Origin of the sequence: Ktedonobacter sp. SOSP1-85, from assembly GCF_016587415.1 — a bacterium.
GTDB lineage: Bacteria > Chloroflexota > Ktedonobacteria > Ktedonobacterales > Ktedonobacteraceae > Ktedonobacter.
Genome location: NZ_BNJI01000003.1, coordinates 348,959 through 367,536, shown reverse-complemented (window position 1 = coordinate 367,536; position 18,578 = coordinate 348,959). Strand labels below are relative to the sequence as shown.

The 18,578-nt window shown below is 54.1% G+C and carries 15 protein-coding genes; 7 read left to right on the top strand and 8 right to left on the bottom strand.

Features of this window, described 5'->3' with window-relative positions:
- Positions 1-326: 326 nt before the first annotated feature.
- From KTE_RS39700 to KTE_RS39690, 3 genes are all read right to left on the bottom strand, one after another.
- Positions 327-2,096, bottom strand: coding sequence for an ISL3 family transposase (locus tag KTE_RS39700; protein WP_201391735.1), 1,770 nt, complete (start codon positions 2,094-2,096; stop codon positions 327-329).
- 157 nt (positions 2,097-2,253) lie between these two features.
- Positions 2,254-3,027 carry an IS21-like element helper ATPase IstB gene (gene istB / locus KTE_RS39695; protein ID WP_201391733.1) on the bottom strand — a complete coding sequence of 258 codons (774 nt, stop codon included), beginning with the start codon at positions 3,025-3,027 and terminating at the stop codon, positions 2,254-2,256.
- On the bottom strand, positions 3,024-4,040 hold the full coding sequence (locus tag KTE_RS39690; protein WP_201391731.1) for a transposase: 1,017 nt from the start codon (positions 4,038-4,040) through the stop codon (positions 3,024-3,026). Before KTE_RS39690 ends, istB begins: the two co-directional genes overlap by 4 nt.
- On the opposite strand from KTE_RS39690, the gene KTE_RS39685 reads away from it, so the two are divergent.
- The gene (locus tag KTE_RS39685; RefSeq protein WP_201391729.1) at positions 4,025-4,447 is read left to right on the top strand and encodes a hypothetical protein; all 423 of its coding nucleotides are present in this window, start codon (positions 4,025-4,027) and stop codon (positions 4,445-4,447) included. The genes KTE_RS39690 and KTE_RS39685 overlap by 16 nt on opposite strands.
- Positions 4,448-4,743: 296 nt before the next feature.
- Here the strand turns inward: KTE_RS39685 and KTE_RS39680 are convergent, their stop codons facing one another.
- On the bottom strand, positions 4,744-6,063 hold the full coding sequence (locus tag KTE_RS39680; RefSeq protein WP_236600938.1) for a hypothetical protein: 1,320 nt from the start codon (positions 6,061-6,063) through the stop codon (positions 4,744-4,746).
- Between the two features lie 87 nt (positions 6,064-6,150).
- On the opposite strand from KTE_RS39680, the gene KTE_RS39675 reads away from it, so the two are divergent.
- Positions 6,151-6,438 carry a hypothetical protein gene (locus tag KTE_RS39675; protein ID WP_201391727.1) on the top strand — a complete coding sequence of 96 codons (288 nt, stop codon included), beginning with the start codon at positions 6,151-6,153 and terminating at the stop codon, positions 6,436-6,438.
- Between the two features lie 46 nt (positions 6,439-6,484).
- Here the strand turns inward: KTE_RS39675 and KTE_RS39670 are convergent, their stop codons facing one another.
- Both KTE_RS39670 and KTE_RS39665 read right to left on the bottom strand, forming a co-directional pair.
- Positions 6,485-6,769, bottom strand: coding sequence for a hypothetical protein (locus tag KTE_RS39670; RefSeq protein ID WP_201391725.1), 285 nt, complete (start codon positions 6,767-6,769; stop codon positions 6,485-6,487).
- A 65-nt stretch (positions 6,770-6,834) separates the two neighbouring features.
- Complete coding sequence (locus tag KTE_RS39665; RefSeq protein WP_201391723.1) at positions 6,835-7,881, bottom strand: LacI family DNA-binding transcriptional regulator; 1,047 nt, start codon at positions 7,879-7,881, stop codon at positions 6,835-6,837.
- A 654-nt stretch (positions 7,882-8,535) separates the two neighbouring features.
- On the opposite strand from KTE_RS39665, the gene KTE_RS39660 reads away from it, so the two are divergent.
- The 4 genes from KTE_RS39660 (at position 8,536) to KTE_RS39645 (ending at position 13,327) form a co-directional block, all read left to right on the top strand.
- Positions 8,536-9,561: an ABC transporter substrate-binding protein gene (locus KTE_RS39660; protein WP_201391721.1), complete on the top strand. Its 1,026-nt coding sequence runs from the start codon at positions 8,536-8,538 to the stop codon at positions 9,559-9,561.
- Positions 9,562-9,643: 82 nt separating this feature from the next.
- On the top strand, positions 9,644-11,188 hold the full coding sequence (locus KTE_RS39655) for a sugar ABC transporter ATP-binding protein (protein WP_201391719.1): 1,545 nt from the start codon (positions 9,644-9,646) through the stop codon (positions 11,186-11,188).
- Positions 11,185-12,183, top strand: a complete 999-nt coding sequence (locus tag KTE_RS39650; protein ID WP_201391717.1) for an ABC transporter permease — start codon at positions 11,185-11,187, stop codon at positions 12,181-12,183. Before KTE_RS39655 ends, KTE_RS39650 begins: the two co-directional genes overlap by 4 nt.
- Positions 12,184-12,244: 61 nt before the next feature.
- On the top strand, positions 12,245-13,327 hold the full coding sequence (locus KTE_RS39645; RefSeq protein ID WP_201391715.1) for an ABC transporter permease: 1,083 nt from the start codon (positions 12,245-12,247) through the stop codon (positions 13,325-13,327).
- 379 nt (positions 13,328-13,706) lie between these two features.
- On the opposite strand, the gene KTE_RS39640 is transcribed toward KTE_RS39645, so the two are convergent.
- Together KTE_RS39640 and KTE_RS39635 are read right to left on the bottom strand one after the other, a co-directional pair.
- Positions 13,707-14,429, bottom strand: a complete 723-nt coding sequence (locus tag KTE_RS39640) for a VC0807 family protein (RefSeq protein WP_201391713.1) — start codon at positions 14,427-14,429, stop codon at positions 13,707-13,709.
- Positions 14,430-14,480: 51 nt separating this feature from the next.
- Positions 14,481-15,344: an SDR family NAD(P)-dependent oxidoreductase gene (locus tag KTE_RS39635; RefSeq protein ID WP_201391711.1), complete on the bottom strand. Its 864-nt coding sequence runs from the start codon at positions 15,342-15,344 to the stop codon at positions 14,481-14,483.
- Between the two features lie 509 nt (positions 15,345-15,853).
- On the opposite strand from KTE_RS39635, the gene fxsT reads away from it, so the two are divergent.
- Positions 15,854-18,541: an FxSxx-COOH system tetratricopeptide repeat protein gene (gene fxsT / locus KTE_RS39630; RefSeq protein ID WP_201391709.1), complete on the top strand. Its 2,688-nt coding sequence runs from the start codon at positions 15,854-15,856 to the stop codon at positions 18,539-18,541.
- The last annotated feature ends 37 nt before the right edge of the window (positions 18,542-18,578 follow it).

Below are 18,578 nucleotides of genomic sequence, written 5' to 3'. Positions count from 1 at the left end.
GCGGAAATGGTGCTGGAGATGCGTGGAGTTGCCCGGCAAGAGGGAGGGAGGCCTTCGGGCAACAAGTTGGGGAAAGGATCACGCTGCATGAGGGGGAACGTCGCAGTATTTCACGAACTGTATGAAAAGCGAGCGTTGCAGGAGTGGGGATGGTCCTCCTGAGATCGATGGTTCTGTTTTCCTCATGATGGCATGATTTGCCTGCTTGAGTGGTGTAAACGTCAAGGGGATAGTGGCTCATCCTCACATTAAGTGAGCCAGCTTGCTTACGACGAAAGGAATCTTTCACGAGCCTGAAGACGAGGGCAAGAACGGAACATAGATTGCTAGACACGACAGAGAACGCGCAGCCGTAGGAGATCGAAGTTCGCCCGACCGAACACGATCCGTTTTTGAAGCTTCAGGCAGTTCACTTGAGCTTCGACCTGCCCCTGACTCCACTCGCTCGAAAATGCCGCTTTGACCGCTACATAATCGAGGCGAATCCCGTTTGCCATTTTGCGGAATTCGGGAAGCCCGCTGTGTTCAGCTTGTGTGAGCCAAGCGTCCAGATCTCCTCCTCGGCGCTCTGCCAGCATCATGACGAAGCCCTGCCCCAATTGATAGGCGGTTTCCAGATCTGGATGCGCCGATCTGATCTGCTCAACCGACTGGAGTTGCTTCTCATCGAGCTTCTCGGGCTGGCTGACGCAGAGCCAGGAGGCACGGGTCCCAGACATCCGACGGGTAATACGAGGCTTGGGAGGGAGAGAAGGAGGAATTTCGAGCGTCCGCAGAGCCGGATCGAGCCTCAAGACGGAAGCTGATCCGGCCTCCTGGTGTTTTCTCCTTAGCTCTGCCAGAAACATTCCCAACAGAGGAGCCGATCCTGGATATCCGCGAGCTTTGATCTCATCGTAGAGCTGAACCCCGTTGGTGCATCCCTGTTGCCATCGATCTAAGAGGTAGCGCTTGTAGGGGTCAAGGATACTCCTTTTTTCTCCGCGTTTCGGATGGTGCATCTCTGGATACTCCTCAGCTTGAGCAAATTTGCTGACCGTCGCCCGCGCCAGATGCAATTTCCGTGCAATGGCACGCAGTGAGAATCCTTGTTCCACGAGAGTACGCACATCTTCATAGCGAGCCGTGCGTTTGTCTCGTCGGACCTGCTTTTGAAATTCGTCGTAGCTCATCCTTTCTGGTTGCTTGTTGGGAAAGGCTGATCTGTTTTTGTAGTGTTTCTCTGGTCCAGACTCCGCTAGTGGTTCTGCCATCTGGAGGATGCCCTGATCTTTGATGCCTCGCGCCTTGGCCGGGATTGCATCAGAAGCGCGCTCTTCGACTTCAGGTAAACAATCTTGTTTGCGATCCATGACCTCTTTGAGCCTTTCACGTAAGTTCTGCAAGAGGTGGAATCTATCAGCCACCTGAGTCGCTTGGGGGGCACCTTTTTTGGCTGCTGCTGCGTAATCTCCACCCCGGTCGCGGCTCACGACCTCCACTTCAGGGTGGGTACGTAGCCAGGCTTCCGCAGTCGAGGTTGTTCGATCTGGCAGTAATGCGATGGGCTTACGTAATTCGAGATCGACGAGAATACTGCCGTAGGTCACGCCTTTTTTCCAGCTCCAGTCGTCAATGCCTAGGATGCGTACGGAAGATGGCTCTGGACAAGCATGCGTGCGCATCCTCCGCAAGAGCGTGGGGCCTGAAACCTGCATTCCCAGTTTGGGGGCGAGACGTTCTCCTAATTCTCCGCACGTGGCAAAACCAAGTGTTTGGAGAGCTTCCGACAGTCGATTGGTCATGCGAGCATACGACTGCACCAGCTCCGAGAGGCGCTCCGTGAAAATCTGGCGCAAACAGGTGGCTGTGCCACAGACAAATTTGCGCACGGAAAGCTTCAAAATGATGCGACGACCGCCACAAGGCAGGTCTGCAACTGTCCTCACATAGTTGCCATGTATCCGCTCAGATGGCTGCCCGCAGAGGGGACAGTGGGCGATGGAAAAACAGCAGCCAAGATGAACGACCACCCTGCTCGTCTCCGCATCAATAGAAACAATGACCATGCCATCTGGAAGAGGTAAAAAGGGAGAAGAGGCGTCTGCCTGGCTCATCGATGATGCCCTCCTTGCAACATAACAGCACATAACCATCGATGAGAATCTATCAGAAAACCGAACCGTTGTCCAAGCAAGCTGGCTCACTTAATGTGAGGATGAGCCGGGATAGTGAGCCATCCGCTGATGGAAAAGTGAGCCACCTCCTTGCCATTTAAACCGTTAGAGCCTGCGAGCCCTGCTGCTGCAAGCTCTGACGGAAACGAAAGCTTTCGCCTTCCATAGCCAGAATGTGGCTGCGATGCACCAGTCGATCTAAGAGTGCTGCCGTCATTTGCTCATTGCCAAAAACCTGCGTCCACTGGGCAAAGGCGAGATTCGAGGTGATGGCGACGCTGGCCCGTTCATAGCGATCACTGAAGAACTGGAAGAGCAGTTCAGCCGTTGGCTTGGAAAAGGGCAGGTAGCCCAACTCATCCACTAAGATCAGATCAAACCGGCGATACGAAGCCAGCAAGCGTGGCAGTTTCAGCTCTTTGTGCGCAACTTCCAATTCGGTGGCTAGCGTGACCGCTGGTCGAAACACCACCCGATAGCCAGCCAGGCAGAGGGCTCTCCCCAGGCCCATGAGCAGATGTGTTTTTCCAATCCCACTGGGGCCAATGAAGAGCACATTCTCGTGCGCCGCCAGGAAGGCTCCTTGGGCGAGCTCCAATACCTGGATCTTGGGAATGCAAGGCACCTGGGAAAAGTCAAAGTCCTCCAGGCGTTTCTGGTAGGGAAAGGCTGCGGCTTTGAGCCGTTGGCGCAACTGCTGCTCGTGCCGCTGAGCCAGTTCGCCTTCAAGCAAGGCTTGCAAGTAGCCGAGATAGCCTAACCCACGCTGCTCAGCTTCGCGAGCCAGCGACTCACATTCTCGTGCCATCCGGTTCAGATGCAGTTGCTTGAGGGAGGAGATCACGATGTCATTGCACAGCGTTTCTGTCATGGCTGCACCTCCAACAAACGATTGTAAGCGCAGAGATCTGGCAAGGGCATCACTCTCTGGTAGGCTGGATACGCTCGCGGATCAAGAGGAGGAGCTGGAGGCTGCTGTCCGCTGGCAACATTGAGCAGCTGCCGCACGGTATCCGCACTCCAGCCGCCTTGCGTGCGTGCCTGGGTGAGCGCTGTCTCGACGGCCTCCACCGAGTGCGTCAGACACAGGTCTAGCAGGCGGACAAACTCGCGATTGCCATCAGTACGATGAGCCACCAGATCCAGGCGTGCCGCTTCAAAGGCTGGTGGGAGCTCTCCATGCCTCAAAGCCGAGGCCCAGGGAACAGCGAAGGACTTTTTCAGGAGTAAGGGGACGTAATGGCGCCAATCCTCCATCACCTGGCATTTCTCATAGCAGCGAGGATGATCAGCGACGAGTTCTTCACCTGCATACAGGCGCACCCGGAAGGGGTCTGCTTTGAGCGTTAAGCGCTGATAGGCATACTGAATGGGAACGGAATAGTCGTTGGTTTGGAAGCGCACGCGTCCGGTCGAGTGCACCAGCACTTCCACGACCAGCGCAAGCTCCGGCGCATGTGTCGGCAGAGGCCCGAGCATCCTGCGCTCAAAGGCCAGGCGAGCGGCAATAGAATCGGTCTGCCTGGCCATCGTGCGCTGCTGATCGGAAAGGCAACACGCTCCTAGGTGCACATTGATGGTTTCCAGATCCGTGCCCTCGGGAAGCGGCACAAAGTAGTTGCGGCGAGCATAGCCCACCAAATTTTCGACACTTCCCTTCTCCCAACCAGCATGCACATTGGCAAAGAGCGCCTCAAAGCGATAGACACTTTGAAAGTGCAGAAACACGTCGTGCTCGCGGCGGCTATGTCCTTGCAGTACTTGAAGCACCGCCGGCTTGAGGTTGTCGTAGACTGCGATGCGCGGCACGCCTCCCCAGAACTCAAAGGCATGGCGCTGACCGAGGAGAAAGGCTTCTTGTCGTTGAGTTGGAAAGCATTCCACAAACATGGCCCCGAAAAGCGGAGCCGCCCGGCCAGGAAAGGAACTTTGGCGATCTGGCCCTTGAGCATGATGGTTGCTTCACCGAAATCAAACTCTGCCCGCTCTCCAGGCGCAAAGTCGAGCGGGACATACACTGGCTTCGACGACGTTCGCAGCTCCTGCACGAACAGACGCACGGTAGATTCTCCGATAGGAAGACCGAGTTTGCGCAGTTCTCCCCACATGCGATGGGCCGTCCAGCACTGCTTGGGAGCCCAGCGCTCAAGCCACTCGTTCTCTTGAAGCCATTTCTGGATGTGTGGCAGTGCCGCGTCGCGCACAGGCGTTTTGGTCGGTGCCTGACGCTGATACTGACGTTCATTGGTCGCTGGCTCCTCCGTAAGGAGCTTGGCAACCGTATTGCGTGAGAGCCCGAAGTGGCGGGACGCTGCCCGCTGGCTCTTGCCCTGGATCAAGACCCAGGTGCGAATTTCATCTCGAAGTGCCACGGGATACACCTTATTTTCCTCCGCTCGCTTGAATTTTTTTCAAGTGTAGCGGATTCTTGGGAACATGGCTCACTTTTCTGGTAGCGAGTGGCTCTCTATCAGTCTAGCGTTTACAAGTGGGTATCATCGGCTCAGGGTGCCTCATGCGGGCGCTTGTTGCGAAGCAGGCAAGCGCGCAGGGACGAGTGATGTCTGGAGCCCTGGAATGGGTAACTTTACGAGGCGAGCGGAAAGGAGAGGCAACAGATTGATACGGGCGGGGGAGATGAGGGAAGAATCTTGCTCCTATTGAGATTGGCAATCGAGCGGCGGTTGCGGAGTCGGGGTCGTTCAATCCCCAGCTCTTTGGCCTGGCTGTTGATGCGTTCGCAGCTGGTGCGCTGAGTGTAAACAGCCTTGTAGAGCGGGCTGCTACGATCCAGCAGGACACGCATGAGGCCGCCTGCTTCCCAGTTGGGATCTTTGTGACAGCCTTGTCCATGATTGGATGAAAGTCGTTCACAGGTTTCCCCAGTTGGAGTGGGGAAGAGCAGGGGGCAGCCGAAACGCTGAGCACGGTAACCGTTGGTATGCTGAAAGGCAAAGCGAGGGGTCATGCGGAGCCCTTTGGCACACCTGGGCACGCCATCAGGATCACGGAGCATTTCAGGATGGCCATGTCCATTCTTAGGAACGGCTGCAATGCCCCCATGACGAGTGGCGGCTTCGTAGACATACCAGGCATCGAAGGCCGCATCGGCGGTCACATGGATTGGGAAGGCTTGGAGCGCGACCGCAGCGCGCTGGTAGAGGGGGCGAAAGGAGGTTACATCTCCTTCATTGAACGGTTGGGTATACTCAGCCAGCACCACATCGCCGTAGTCGGGAGTCGTGGCAGCCGCAACGCCAGAGCCGTATCCCCAGAGCAACTCTTTTCTCTCTTTGGTCGACCCATCTGGTTGCTCCTGATTGGTACTGCGTTTGACGCCAAGCTTGCAGTCAGGATCACCTGAAAGGACCTGATGTTTGTCAAAGCGCTCGGTGACATAGGCTCGTAGGTTGTTCTCTTTCACCCAAGCGTAAATGTGCTTGACATCGAAGGCCACTGTTTCGCCCAGACCAGGAATCTCTGCCTGTAAGGAATGCACGGTTGCCTCAAGGAGCTGTTGGAGGAGCAAGGGGTCAAGGGTGCGCAGTTTTTCGCCCAGCCAGTAGCGAGAGGGAAGCGTCTTGTGAGCATCAAAGCCGTAGGGAGCCTTGGGATCGAGTTCCAGATGGAAGCCCAACTCGATGATGAGCAGGGGATGTTTGAGCAGAAAGCGTCGCAGTTGGGTCGAGTACATGAAGCCTTCACGGATGCGTAAAAGGAAGGCTTTGATGTAGGCTGCTTCGGAATGAGTCGGTGGACGTCGATGGAAGGATTGTTGGCCTTCCCACTGCTGGACGAGGGACCAATCGAGCAAAGCAAAGAACTGGCGATAGTCTTGCACCATCGGATCATGATCGAGAAGTGTGGTCAAAATGGTCTGGTCAAGAACATGAGAAACAGGTATCATAACCGAGGACTCCTTTGTCGTGAGATTTGTGGTTATGAATACTCTGCAAAGGAGTCTCTCTTGTGTCAAGCAAAAAGGACATTTCTCGTGAAAACAGGCGCGTTTTCGATCTCTGATTTACTTGCTCCTGTTTTTAGAGAACATGAAGGCGATCAGGGATCGATGAAGAGGCAATTTTCCAGTGCTGATTTAGTTGCACCCCTCTATATGGTGAAAGAGGGCTCATCGGTGGAGTACAGAACGCTGTTGGGAAGGGGAGTGTCCGTGATGATGCAGGAGAAGCGGGCAAAAAGAAAGGGCCACCTGGGAGTGGTCCTGTGCAGACGATATAGTAAAGTGTACCTGATGTTGGGGGAAAAGTCAAGCGTCCTGTGATCGTTTATTCACTCCCCCAGGGCTGTTGCAAAGTCCACAATCAGGTTCATGCGACCACGTTTGATAAGGCTTTGTCGATCTGATAGCTGAATGTCCGTTTCGCATGAGGCAGATTGGTTTCGCCTCGACGAGCCATCAAGCCAATGGCCGTATTGTTGAGTAACGCGAGCACATGAGGAGCATGATCCATTCGCAGTTGAGAATGATCTTCTTGCAAGGTCCGATCTCGACGATCTTTGACGTGCTGTAATTGTCCATATAAAGCCTCTAAATCAAAGAGGAGAGCTTGATTGGGTAGATCAAGCCGATGGGAAATTGTTGTAATGGTCATGAACAGGCGTTTCGTCGCTAGGAATTGGATGCCTCAACCATTCCTAAAGCTCGAAAAGTTCTGTTTTATTCCTCTTCTTGGATTTTATTCCCAACTTTGCAACAGCCCTGGTTGATCCTGGCGGTTGATTGGCGTACCTTGAGATGAGGGCTGACCAGGATCTTCAGGGGTTCTGTAGGGATATCTATTCCCTGGATGTAGCGCAGCAACAATTCGGTAGCGGCACGAGCCATCTCCCGTTTGGGAATACTGATGGTTGTAAGAGCAGGGTGGGAGTGTGCGGCTTGACTGATATCATCTACTCCTACTACTGAGAGATCATGTGGTATCGATAAGTTCCGGCTTGCGATAGCTTCCATCGCGCCCAGGGCCATCCAGTCGTTGCCAGCAAAGATTGCGGTAGGTGGTTGAGGCAGCGCTAACAATGCTAAAGCAGCTTGATAGCCGCTCTCAAACGATGAATCGCCCTGGCGGATATATTCGGGCAAGACAGGGATGCCCGCTTCTGTAAGTGTGGTCTCGAAGCCCTTGCGCCTTGTCAATTGTACGGGTTCTTCCACGATAGCCGCGATGCGACGATGGCCGCATTCTAGAAGGTGCCGCGTTGCTAATTCGCCTGCCAGACGAAAATCAATATCTACCACGGGCAGGGTCTGGGTAGATGCATCTTGATTCCATACACTCAGTACCACCTCCTTGCCACTATCCTTGAGAGCGAGGACATCGGCGATATCGGCGGCCATTCCCATCACGATGAAGCCGTCTGCCCAACGACTGGCCATGCGTTCCAGGTGGCGTTTGCCCTCTTCTGGAGAATTATGGGTCATACTCAAGAGCAATTGATAATCGTGCATGTCCGCGACGCGCTCGATTTCTTCCACGACTTCGGCAAAAAAGGGATTTGAGAGGGTGGGCACGACCAATGCTAATGTCAATGTTTTGCCCTGGGCTAATCCCCGCGCCACTAAATTTGGACGATAGCCTAATTCTTTGATGGCTTGTAGAACACGTGCGCGTGTCTTATCGCTGACGGGCACGCGCTGCGTAAGCACATTAGATACGGTCGCCGTCGTTACTTTCGCCCGGCGGGCTACATCAGCAATTGTCGTCATTCCCTGTCGCATCCTCTCCGGTTTAAGCGGTTAAATTCAATCATCGGGTACCGAACGGCTAGTATTTCACTTAAAGTATACGATGCACTTTTGGCGGCGTCAATTTTTGCCGGATTTGTTCATTCGCGCAAGAGTATTGCGCATTTGAGCAAGAGTCCTTGACAAAGTTGAGTTCCATCATTATACTTCTTTTAAAGCGGTTAAATTTAATCGGCTGTACTCCAGGTCAATCCACAGCTTCGTGGCAGGACGCTACGATAAATCCCGCATCATAAGGAGGTGAGGGCATTTCAGCTTAGAGCTGGAGCTCGTCAATTGTTCCAGGCATCTCTATCATCCCGGGGTTGCAAGGGAAGCATGGAACAGATCATATCCTACACGTCATAATTTCACTTGGTTTGCACTTCTTGCCAGGCTTCTAATGCGCTGACGAAGGCGCTATATTAAGCCGTACTGGTGGGGCACTTTTGGTACCTTGAAATTCCAACAAGCGGTTGAAGAAGCAATACCTTACTATCGTAGCGCACTAGGATGTGAGTGAATCGATATCAGTAGATACGGACGCTTCACTCTGCTCGGCGGACAACGCTGTCATCTGTTACGAAAGGTTGGTTCCTAATGCAATTTTCCAGGTCTCCACTCAAGCGATTGTTCATGATGAACATCGCCCTCATCGCGGTTCTGGGCATGGCGCTTTCTGCCTGTGGGGGCAGCGGCGGCAACTCGGCAAGTTCTTCCTCTAGCTGTGTCCCCGGCAGCAACACAAAGTTAGTCAGACCCTCGGGCCCCGTTCATAAGGTCGCCTGGTCGCAGAATGCACTGGACGGCGCCTGGCGCTTTGCTGAAGAAGCTAGCATCGAGGCTGCGGCCAAGGCCCATGGCTACCAGTTGTTGAAAACGAATGCGAACAACTCTGATGTTCAGCAGGTCCAGGATATCCAGAACCTGATTAATGATCATCCTGATGTACTGTTGGTCGACCCACACACCGAAGATGCGGAAGCGGCTCAAGTTGTTGCCGCTCGTAAAGCCTGTATTCCCGTAGTTGTTGTGGATCGTGATGTCAATGAGCAACAGGCGTCGCCAGGCCGTGACTTTGCCACATTCGTGGGTGGCGACTTTAAGAAAGAGGGAGCGCTGGCGGCTGATGCGTTGATCGAGGCTCTGGGTGGTTCGAGCGCGAAGGCGACCATCGTCGAACTGGATGGCACAACTGGCTCCTCTCCCGCTATTTTGCGTGGTGGTGGTTTTAATGGCGAACTGGCTGCGAAGGCGCCTGGCATCAAAATCGTTGCCGAGCAGACTGCTGATTTTAACCGCGCGACAGGTCAGCAAGTCATGGCGACCTTGATCCAACAGTACCCCGATATTAAGGGTGTATTCGCACATAACGACGAAATGGCCATTGGCGCGATCACAGCACTCAAGGCGGCCGGCAAACATCCCGGACAGGATATCAAGGTGGTTTCTATCGATGGAACGAAAGATGCTGTCAATCTCGTAGTTTCGGGTGAAGAGTATGCGGTCGTGGAATGCAACCCGCGACTTGGTTCCCTGGTCTTCGATACCCTCGATAAGTTTGTCAAGGGCGATGATCTGCCCGCGTGGGTCGTGCAGCCAGATAGAGTCTTCAAGAAGGCCGATGGCACAGCGGCAGCTTACCTACCTAACGCGTTCTAAACTTCTCTAAGCGCATTCGCGTTGATACTGGCGCTGCCGTGATAGCGAGTTGCGCCAGTATCAACGATTTAAGAGGTAGGTCATGGAAGAAAATAAGGTGCTTCTGCACATGGAGCATATCACCAAGCATTTCACCGGCTCGGTTGCCCTCTCAGACGCCTCGATAAGAGTGGCGCGTGGCGAAGTGCATGCGCTGATCGGAGAGAATGGCGCGGGTAAATCCACGCTCATCAAGGTTCTCACGGGCGTATATCGCAGCGATAGAGGGACGATCCTCTTTGATGGGCAGCCTGTGGCTTTCCAATCGCCACAACAGGCACAGCGCCATGGCATCAGCACCATTTATCAAGAGGTCAATCTTGTTCCATATCGCAGCGTTACCGAGAATATTTTTTTGGGGCGCGAACTCTTTCGCTGGGGATTGCTCGACTGGCGAAAAATGAACACCGAGGCCAGCACATTACTGAAGCGGTTGCATCTCTCGATCGATGTGACAAAGCCACTCAATACCTATAACATTGCGACTCAGCAGATGGTGGCGATTGCGCGTGCCATCTCCTTCAAGAGCAAACTGGTGATCATGGATGAGCCCACATCCTCGCTCAATGATGATGAAGTTGCTACTCTGTTTGCTGTGATTCGGCAATTGAAAGCGGAGGGAGTTTCCATCATCTTCGTCAGCCATAGACTGGACGAATTGTATGCGATTTGTGACAGCATTACTATTTTGCGCGACGGCGTCATGGTGGATGCGCGGCCTATCGCAAGCATCAGCAAGCTCGAGTTAGTGTCCAAGATGCTCGGCAAAGATTTAGGTAGCGTGCAACAGAGTGGGCAGACCAGCTTTGATGCCAGTCGTCACCACGCCCAGCAGGAAGTGCTGCTGGATGCAGTCGGATTACGCCAGGGTCGTAAGCTCCAAAATGCGAGTGTCAGGGTGCGTGCGGGGGAGATTGTTGGCCTGGCGGGATTGCTCGGTTCCGGGCGGAGCGAAGTTGCTCGTGCTGTGTTTGGAGCTGATCCCATCGAAGCCGGGAAAATCGCTATTGACGGGAAAGAAGTTCATTTCCGCGCGCCTATAGACGCCATTCGCGCAGGCATCGGACTGTGTTCGGAAGACCGTAAGATTGATGGGATTATTCCGGATCTCTCCGTGCGCGAAAATCTCACGCTGGCGGCACTTCCTACTTTGACGCGATCTGGCATCGTTGATCGCAAGAAGCAAGAACAGATTGTTGATCGTTTCATTCAACGTTTAGGTATCAAAACGGCGGGGCCAGAGCAAAAGATTCGCGAACTATCGGGCGGCAATCAACAGAAGGTCTTGCTGGCGCGCTGGCTCTGTTTACATCCTCGTTTGCTTTTGCTTGACGAGCCGACACGTGGCATCGATGTGGGCGCCAAAGGTGAGATACAGAAGTTGGTCGAGGAATTGGCGGAGTCAGGTATGGGGGTCTTGCTTATCTCCTCTGAACTTGAAGAGATCATTGAAGGAAGCGATCACGTGGCGGTATTGCGTGATGGAGTAACAGTGGCCGAACTTTCTCGTGCGGATATCAGCCAGGATGGGATCATGGCCGCTATGGCGCATGGAGAGGAGCAATCTGGCACAGGAGAAGGCGCATGATTCGATTAGAGCAGCGTTTGACAACGCTCAAAGAGTTGAGGGGTCTGCGTACTATTGGGCAGGATTATGGAGCATTAATTGCGCTAGTGGTGCTCATCATCTTCAACGTTCTTTTTACCAGGCAATTCAACTCGTGGATTTCGATCACCGATCTGCTGGTCCACGTGACGCCAACGTTGATCCTTGGGGTTGGCATGACCCTGGTGATTGCAACTGGAGGCATCGATATTTCGGTGGGCTCGATCATGGGCCTGACGGGGATACTCACGTACCTGATTTTCAGCGGGAAATTGTTTGGCATCCAGAACATCGTGCTGGGTACCGCAGTTGCGATGCCGATTGCGCTGGTGGTTGCCGCATTGATCGGCGCATTCAACGGGCTACTGGTGACGCGTTTCAAGGTACAGCCTATTGTTGCCACGCTGATCACCCTGATTACGATCCGTGGAGTTGCTGAGGTCACGGTCAATGGATTCCAGTTTGCGTTTTTAAGCGCGCCCATTGTGAGCTGGCTGAGTGGCAATCTGTTCGGCTTCCTTCCCAGGCAAGTGATCCTGATGGCCGTCATTGTTGCTATTTTTGCCTGGCTTATGCGTGCCACCGCCTTTAGCCGGTATCTGCTTGCGGCTGGTGGGAATCAATCGGCGGCGCGCCTGGCGGGTGTCCCTGTGAACCGGGTTTTGATCATCGTCTACGCGATTAGTGGTCTGCTGGCCGGAATCGCCGGATTGGCGTATATCGCCTTTGATTCTGCGGCAAATCCAGTTACTGATGGTCTGGGTAAGGAACTTGATGCGATTGCGGCGGTTGCAGTGGGCGGCACTCGACTGACCGGCGGGCATGCAACCATCGTGGGAACAGTGGTTGGGGCCATCTTCATTCAGCTTATTCGTCAGACACTGGTGGCGCTGAATGTGCCAAATGATATTGCCAGTATCATCATTGGTATGCTTATCGTGCTGGCAGTCTTCCTCCAGCGTCAGCGCAAAGCATAATAAGGGGGCAATTGTGTGCCACAGCGAGTGCGCACAGTTTATGAGTATGGAGGACTCACTTATGCCGAAGGTTTCATCACAGCCAGGCATCGCGGCGCTGGCAGAGCCGAGCGAAGCAAACACGCGCATCGGGATTAAAGAGCGCCTGCCCAGAATTGGTGAGTTTGTGAGACAGCAAGGAGCGCTGATCGCGCTCATTATTGTCGTGACCTTTAGCTTTCTTCGCTATGACAATTTCAATACACTCACTATCTACAGCGTACTGAATTTCAATGCGCAATTTGGACTTATCGCACTGGGAATGACGTTTGTGATCATGACTGGCGGCATTGATCTCTCTGTCGGCGGTATAGCGGCGCTTGCCAGTGTGGTTGCAGCGCTCACCAGCTCGCATGGTTTCTTTTATGCACTGTTTGCGGCGGTTATTGCGGGTACGCTGGTAGGGATTGTGAATGGTATTGTCGTTGCGTGGATGCGTGTGCCACCCTTCATCGCCACGCTTGCCACCTTGTATATTGTGCGTGGTGTGGCTTTGAGACTCATCAATGATGCAGCCAGCGTCAACCTGGATCAGAAAAGTGATTTCATAACGGTTGCGGGAACAACAGTGGGGGACGGCTTTCTTAATCCACCGGTGCCGTTCACTATCCCACTTCTGCTGGTGGCCTTTCTCATTGGCATCCTGGTGCTACGGTATACGCGCTTTGGCCGCTATGTGCTGGCCATTGGGGGCAATCCCGAAGCAGCGCAACTGATGGGGTTGCCCGTCAAGCGGACGCTTTTCTGGGTGTATACGCTCAGTGGCGCGTTGGCTGGACTTGTCGGAGTATTGTTAGCCATCAATCTGAATGGTGGTTCAGCAACAGAAGGGAACGGTTGGGAACTGATTGCCATCGCGGCGGTGGTAGTTGGTGGCACATTATTGACCGGCGGTGTTGGCTCAGTTTTTGGTACGCTGGTGGGTGTGCTGTTATTAGGCACGATTGTGGAGATCCTTCAGTTAGAAAATAATTACACGCTGGATCATGGTGGAGGGCTCTACCTCAATTCATTCTGGCAGAATGTCATTCGTGGCATATTTTTGCTTATTGTTGTTCTCTTGCAAAGCCGCCTTCAGCAGAAACGCGCCAGACAACGTACCTAGACTTTCACTTCCTGTTGGGCCGAAAGTTCGGACAAAGGCCCCTCAACCCAGCATTTGCGTCCGAACCTTCGACCCTCTTGCACAGGCAAAGCAACTCAAGTAGCTCCTAATCTTCTGCGAGAGGAGAAGGATCTCTCTGAGACAGAGATCGTGTTTTCTGATATCCTGGAAGTCAAATTGGCTGATGGATCGCGTGTAAGAGGCTGTTTCGCCTTATGCAAGCATACGCGAGAGATCTTGGGTATGGCCTTTGATTATCACATGCGTGTCGACCTGGTGACCACAACGATTGAGACCATGACCTTTGATGTTCCTGGGAGCATTCACATATTTTGTGATGATATAACCTAACGCACGTTCTGACAAGGCTTTTTGCGCTTTACTGGATGGGAAAGGCACGCGTTTGTGGTGCGTTATTCTGCGTGCTCCGCTTGCGCAGGCGCGCGCCTAAGCGGAAGGTCAGCACGCTGGCCAGAATGGTGAGCGCGTAGAAGAGGATGGATGAGAATACTAACACCTGGGAGATGGTGAGCGTGTAGATCATGGCCAGGCGAATGAGAAACTCGATGATGTAGAGAGCACCCCACAGGATCGTGACCGTGCGGATATAGCCTCGGAAAGAGCGGAATTTCCAGGCGGCCTCATACGCGAGCATTTGCTCCTGACTGTTGCCTACGGTAAAGTACCGGATGATATAGAACCAGATCGGCTTCGGGAAGAGCAGCGAGATCAGGCAGATGACGCCGAAGAGCACCGTCAGTAACGATTCGCGGATCAGGAAGAGTTTGGCATCGCCAGTCAGGAAGGTCAGGCCGATCGATGCCACAATCGTGATGAGCGTGAAGGCACCCAGCACATCGACGCTGCGCTGCCGGATCAGGGTGAAGATCGCCCCGACCAGGGCAGGCAGAGCCGAGAGCGCTAGCGCGGTCACGTCGGAGGCCGAGGTAAAGTGCTTCACCAGTTGGTAGACGGCAATGACGCACACGCCGTTGAGCAGAATGCTGGGCCACAGGCTGACGATCAGGCTCCACAACGATGGCGCTTTAAACGACTGAGCGAGTTCCGCGTCGGTCACAGAAGGGTTGATGGTTGAGTTCATGATAGTATTTCCTTTGTTCATTGTTTCCACGTCAATCAGATTGTTCGTCTCTTATTTCGGCAACAGCAGAGTGGGATTGCGCGGTGTCAGAATATCTTCCATGTGAACCTGAATGCCCCCTTTGAATTCAGGCGGATAGATATAGAAACGATCCTCGCGCATAGCAGCAAAGGTCATGTCGGCGAGCTGCTGGGGAGACATCCCCTCGCGAATGGCTTGCTGCAACAGTTGCCCACCCTCCTGCTCTTCCCGCGATGCCTTTTGCTCGTGGAAAACAGGTACATCTGGTGCATTCTGCAAGCGCGCCGGGCGATTGCGTTCCGCGTCCTGAATGCGCGTCTTCACGAAGCCGGGACACAGAACCGAGACCCCGATGTTGGACTCTCTGAGGGTCAGTTCATGGTAGAGTGTTTCAGTCAGGCTCACGACCGCGTGTTTGCTCGCCATGTACACACTCAGACCGGGGCTGGAGGTCAGACCCGCCATCGAGGCAGTATTGACAATGTAGCCCTCAGCTCCGCTCTCAAGCATCCTCGGTACAAAGGAGCGAATGCCATGAATGACTCCGTAGAGATTGACGCCCAGTACCCATTCCCAATCGGCCAGGGTGCTTTCCCAGGCGGTCTTGCCTGCTCCGACGCCCGCATTGTTGAACAGCAGATGCACCGCTGAATAGGTCTCGAACGCTTTTTGCGCAAGCCTTTCGACATCTTCAGCCTGTGAGACATTGGTCTGTACGGCGAGCATTTCGGCACCCTGAGCGGTGAGTTCGCGGCTGGTTTGCTGAAGGGCTTGCTCTTCGACATCAGCCAGGACGACCTTCATACCTTCCTGAATGCAGCGTTCGGCCAGGGCGCGACCAATGCCGCTGGCTGCGCCGGTAATCACCGCGACTTTTCCTTGAAATGTGTTCATCCTCTCTTCTTCTTTCTCCTTTTTTGGGTCTCTGTATCGCCCATCCTGCAGAGCGATCTCCCCTTTGGTATGAACAGCACGAAGTAAACTAAACAGTACGCCATCGCCCGTTTTACTGGCGGAGACGACCCTGCACTTACTTGTTGAAAGGTGTGGCTCTCCAGCATGGCTCGGATCAATTGCCTTCAGGTCAACGCCAGGTGACCTCTCTCCCGGCTTCCCAATTCGTGTTCTTTGCCCATATGATGAGCGCTTCTCCCTCTTACCCAGCCGGCGAAGGCACAAAGCACAGTGAGAATAGGCCCCCTTTCGAGAAAAGACGCGGCAATCAGTTCAAGCATGCAACTCACAGCATACAAAGTTCCTATCGTTTTTCGAGACAAGATATCACCTCGTTGTTTTTGGATAATTTCTCTGTTCTATGCTACAATAGCAGAATCACAGTACTGCTGTGATTCTCTATGATTTTGTGTGACCGTTCTTGTGAGGAGAGAAGTAGACACCGTTTTATGCTCATCTCACCATTCGGAGATATACTCAAGGCGTTTCGCAAGCGCAAACGTCTCAGTCAAAGGGTGTTGGCTGAGCAGTTGGGCGTGCATCACAATACCATCTGGTCCTGGGAACAGGGCAACTACCTCCCTGAGAGGAAAAGTGTCGTCCTGGAACTGGGGCGTTTGCTTGGACTGAGCGAAGCAGAAACACGACAGCTTCTCGAAGCCAGTCTGACCGCGCTTTCGCCTCACTGGTCTGTGCCCTATCAACGCAATGTGTTCTTTACCGGACGAGATGCCTTGCTTGACCAGTTGCATCAGCGCCTGCATACGGACCATGCGGTGGCCCTCACCCAATCCTATGCATTATATGGGCTTGGCGGGATTGGCAAAACCCAGATCGCCCTGGAGTATGCATATCGTTACGCCCTGGAGTATAGTGCGATCTTCTGGATTGAGGGGGAAACGGTTGAGAGCATCCTGGCGAGTCTGGGTCGCATTGCCGGACACCTCCAACTCCCGGAGCGTGGAGACAGCGATCAGCAACGGATGGTGGCAGCGGTACAGCACTGGCTGACCACGAATGGTACATGGTTGTTGATCTGGGATAACGTCGAGGACCCGGAACTGCTTTATTCCTTTCTCCCTCCGGCCCGTCAGGGAGCCATTCTCATCACAACACGCCGCTCCTCGCTGGGAACCCTGGCTCATAGCCTTGAGTTGTCACCCATGACGCTCGATGAGGGTGCAGCGTTTGTTTTGCGACGTGCTCATCTCAACAAAGAAATGAGGTCTGACGAGAGCAAACCACACCCTTCTGAGTGGGGGACTGCCCAGGAACTCGTCAAGGTGATGGGAGGATTACCCCTGGCCCTCGACCAGGCTGGCGCCTATATCGAAGAAGCAGGATGCGGTCTGAGCGACTACTTGCAACGGTATCAGCAACAACGGACCCCACTGCTGGGACGGCGAGGAACCGCGGGGCGCGATCATCCTCACCCCGTCACCACCACCTTTCGTTTGGCCCTCGAACAAGCGAGGCAACAACATTCTCTCGCCGCTGATTTGTTGTGTTTGTGCGCTTTTCTTGCACCGGAAGGTATTCCTGAGGAATTCTTTCTTGATGGAACCGCCTCTTCCGAAGGAACTGCTGATCCCTTTGTCACAGATCTCTACCAATTCGATCAGGCAATCGCTGCGTTGCGGAACTTCTCGCTGGTGCAACGGCAGCCCGAGACGCAAATGCTCTCGCTGCACCGCCTGGTCCAGGTGATTCTGCAGGAAGGGATGAGCGAACGAGAACACATGCAGTGGCAGCAGCGCGTGGTCCACCTGCTCAATGCGGCCTTTCCGGCAGTCACGAGTGACACCGGGACAAAAATATGGGAGCCCTGTGAACGACTGCTTCCCCACGTGATAACCTGTGCCGCCGCGCTCCCTGCTTGCCTCCAGAACCAGGAATTCGCTGAGCTACTCCTGAAGGCGGCAGACTATTTGGACCAGAGGTCCCAGTATGAACGAGCGAAATCGCTGTATCAACAAGCGCTCCAGATCCAGATCCAGTTGTTTGGTCTGGAACATCCCAACGTTGCCTCTTTGCAGAGCAAGCTTGCCTATCTCTATCGACTCTTGGGCAACTATGCGCAGGCAAAACCGCTGTTTCAGGAAGCTTCGTACGTTCTGGAACAGGCGTTGGGGCCGGAGCATCCGGAAGTAGCGTACCCCCTCGAAGGACTCGCGATGGTCTACTATGAGCAGGGCAAGTACGAGTTGGCCGAGCCGTTGCAGCAACGAGCGCTGCAGATCCGGGAGCAGGCTCGGGGTCTAGAGCATCTGGAGGTTGCCTTGTCGCTCAACCGGCTGGGAAATGTCTACTACGAACAAGGCAAGTATGAGCTGGCAGAGGGAGTATATCAACGAGCGCTACAGATCCGCGAACGGGCATGGGGGCCGGAGCATTTTCGGGTGGCGGGCCCACTCAGCAATCTGGGCGACCTCTATCGGGAGCAGGGCAAGTATGAACTGGCGGAATCGCTTTTCCAGCGGGCAGTGCGCATCGAGGAACAGGCCTTAGGCCCAGCACATCCAGATGTGGCTTTTACGCTTGTGAGCCTGGCTGATCTCTACCGCGAGTGGGGCAACTCGACGCAGGCCGAGGTGCTGTATCAGCGAGCCCTTGCTATTGCTGAGCAAGCGCTTGGGCCGAAGCATCACGCAATCGCGTATCCCCTACATGGTCTGGCGCTTCTCTGCCAAGAACAGGGCCAATATGAACAAGCCGAGGCCCTGTTCCAGCGCGCATTGCAGATCCGTGAACAGCGTCTTGGCCAGGATCATCCGAAGACAGCACAAACGCTTCACGACCTGGCTCTCTTTCACCAGTTTCAGGGCAATATGAGCGAGGCTTATGCTCTGACCAAACGTGCCCTTCAGATCCGTTTGCGGTCTTTGGGAGACACACACCCTCAAACGGTTGTCTCACGCGCACTTGCTGCTCAGTTAGAAGAAGCGCGAGGCATCATGCAGGATGGAGGGCCTTTTCCTCACAATGGAGAAGAACTCCTCGATGTTGTCAGCACAACGCACTTGCGAGAGGAGATCCGCATTACACCTCAAGAGGCGAGCCACAGCGCTCCACCCGAGCACGATCTGCACATCAACTCCTCACTCAGTGATCTCGACCACCGCGACCTTTGGGAGTGATCAGTTAGAACGGCGGTATACTGACTTGTGTGTAAAT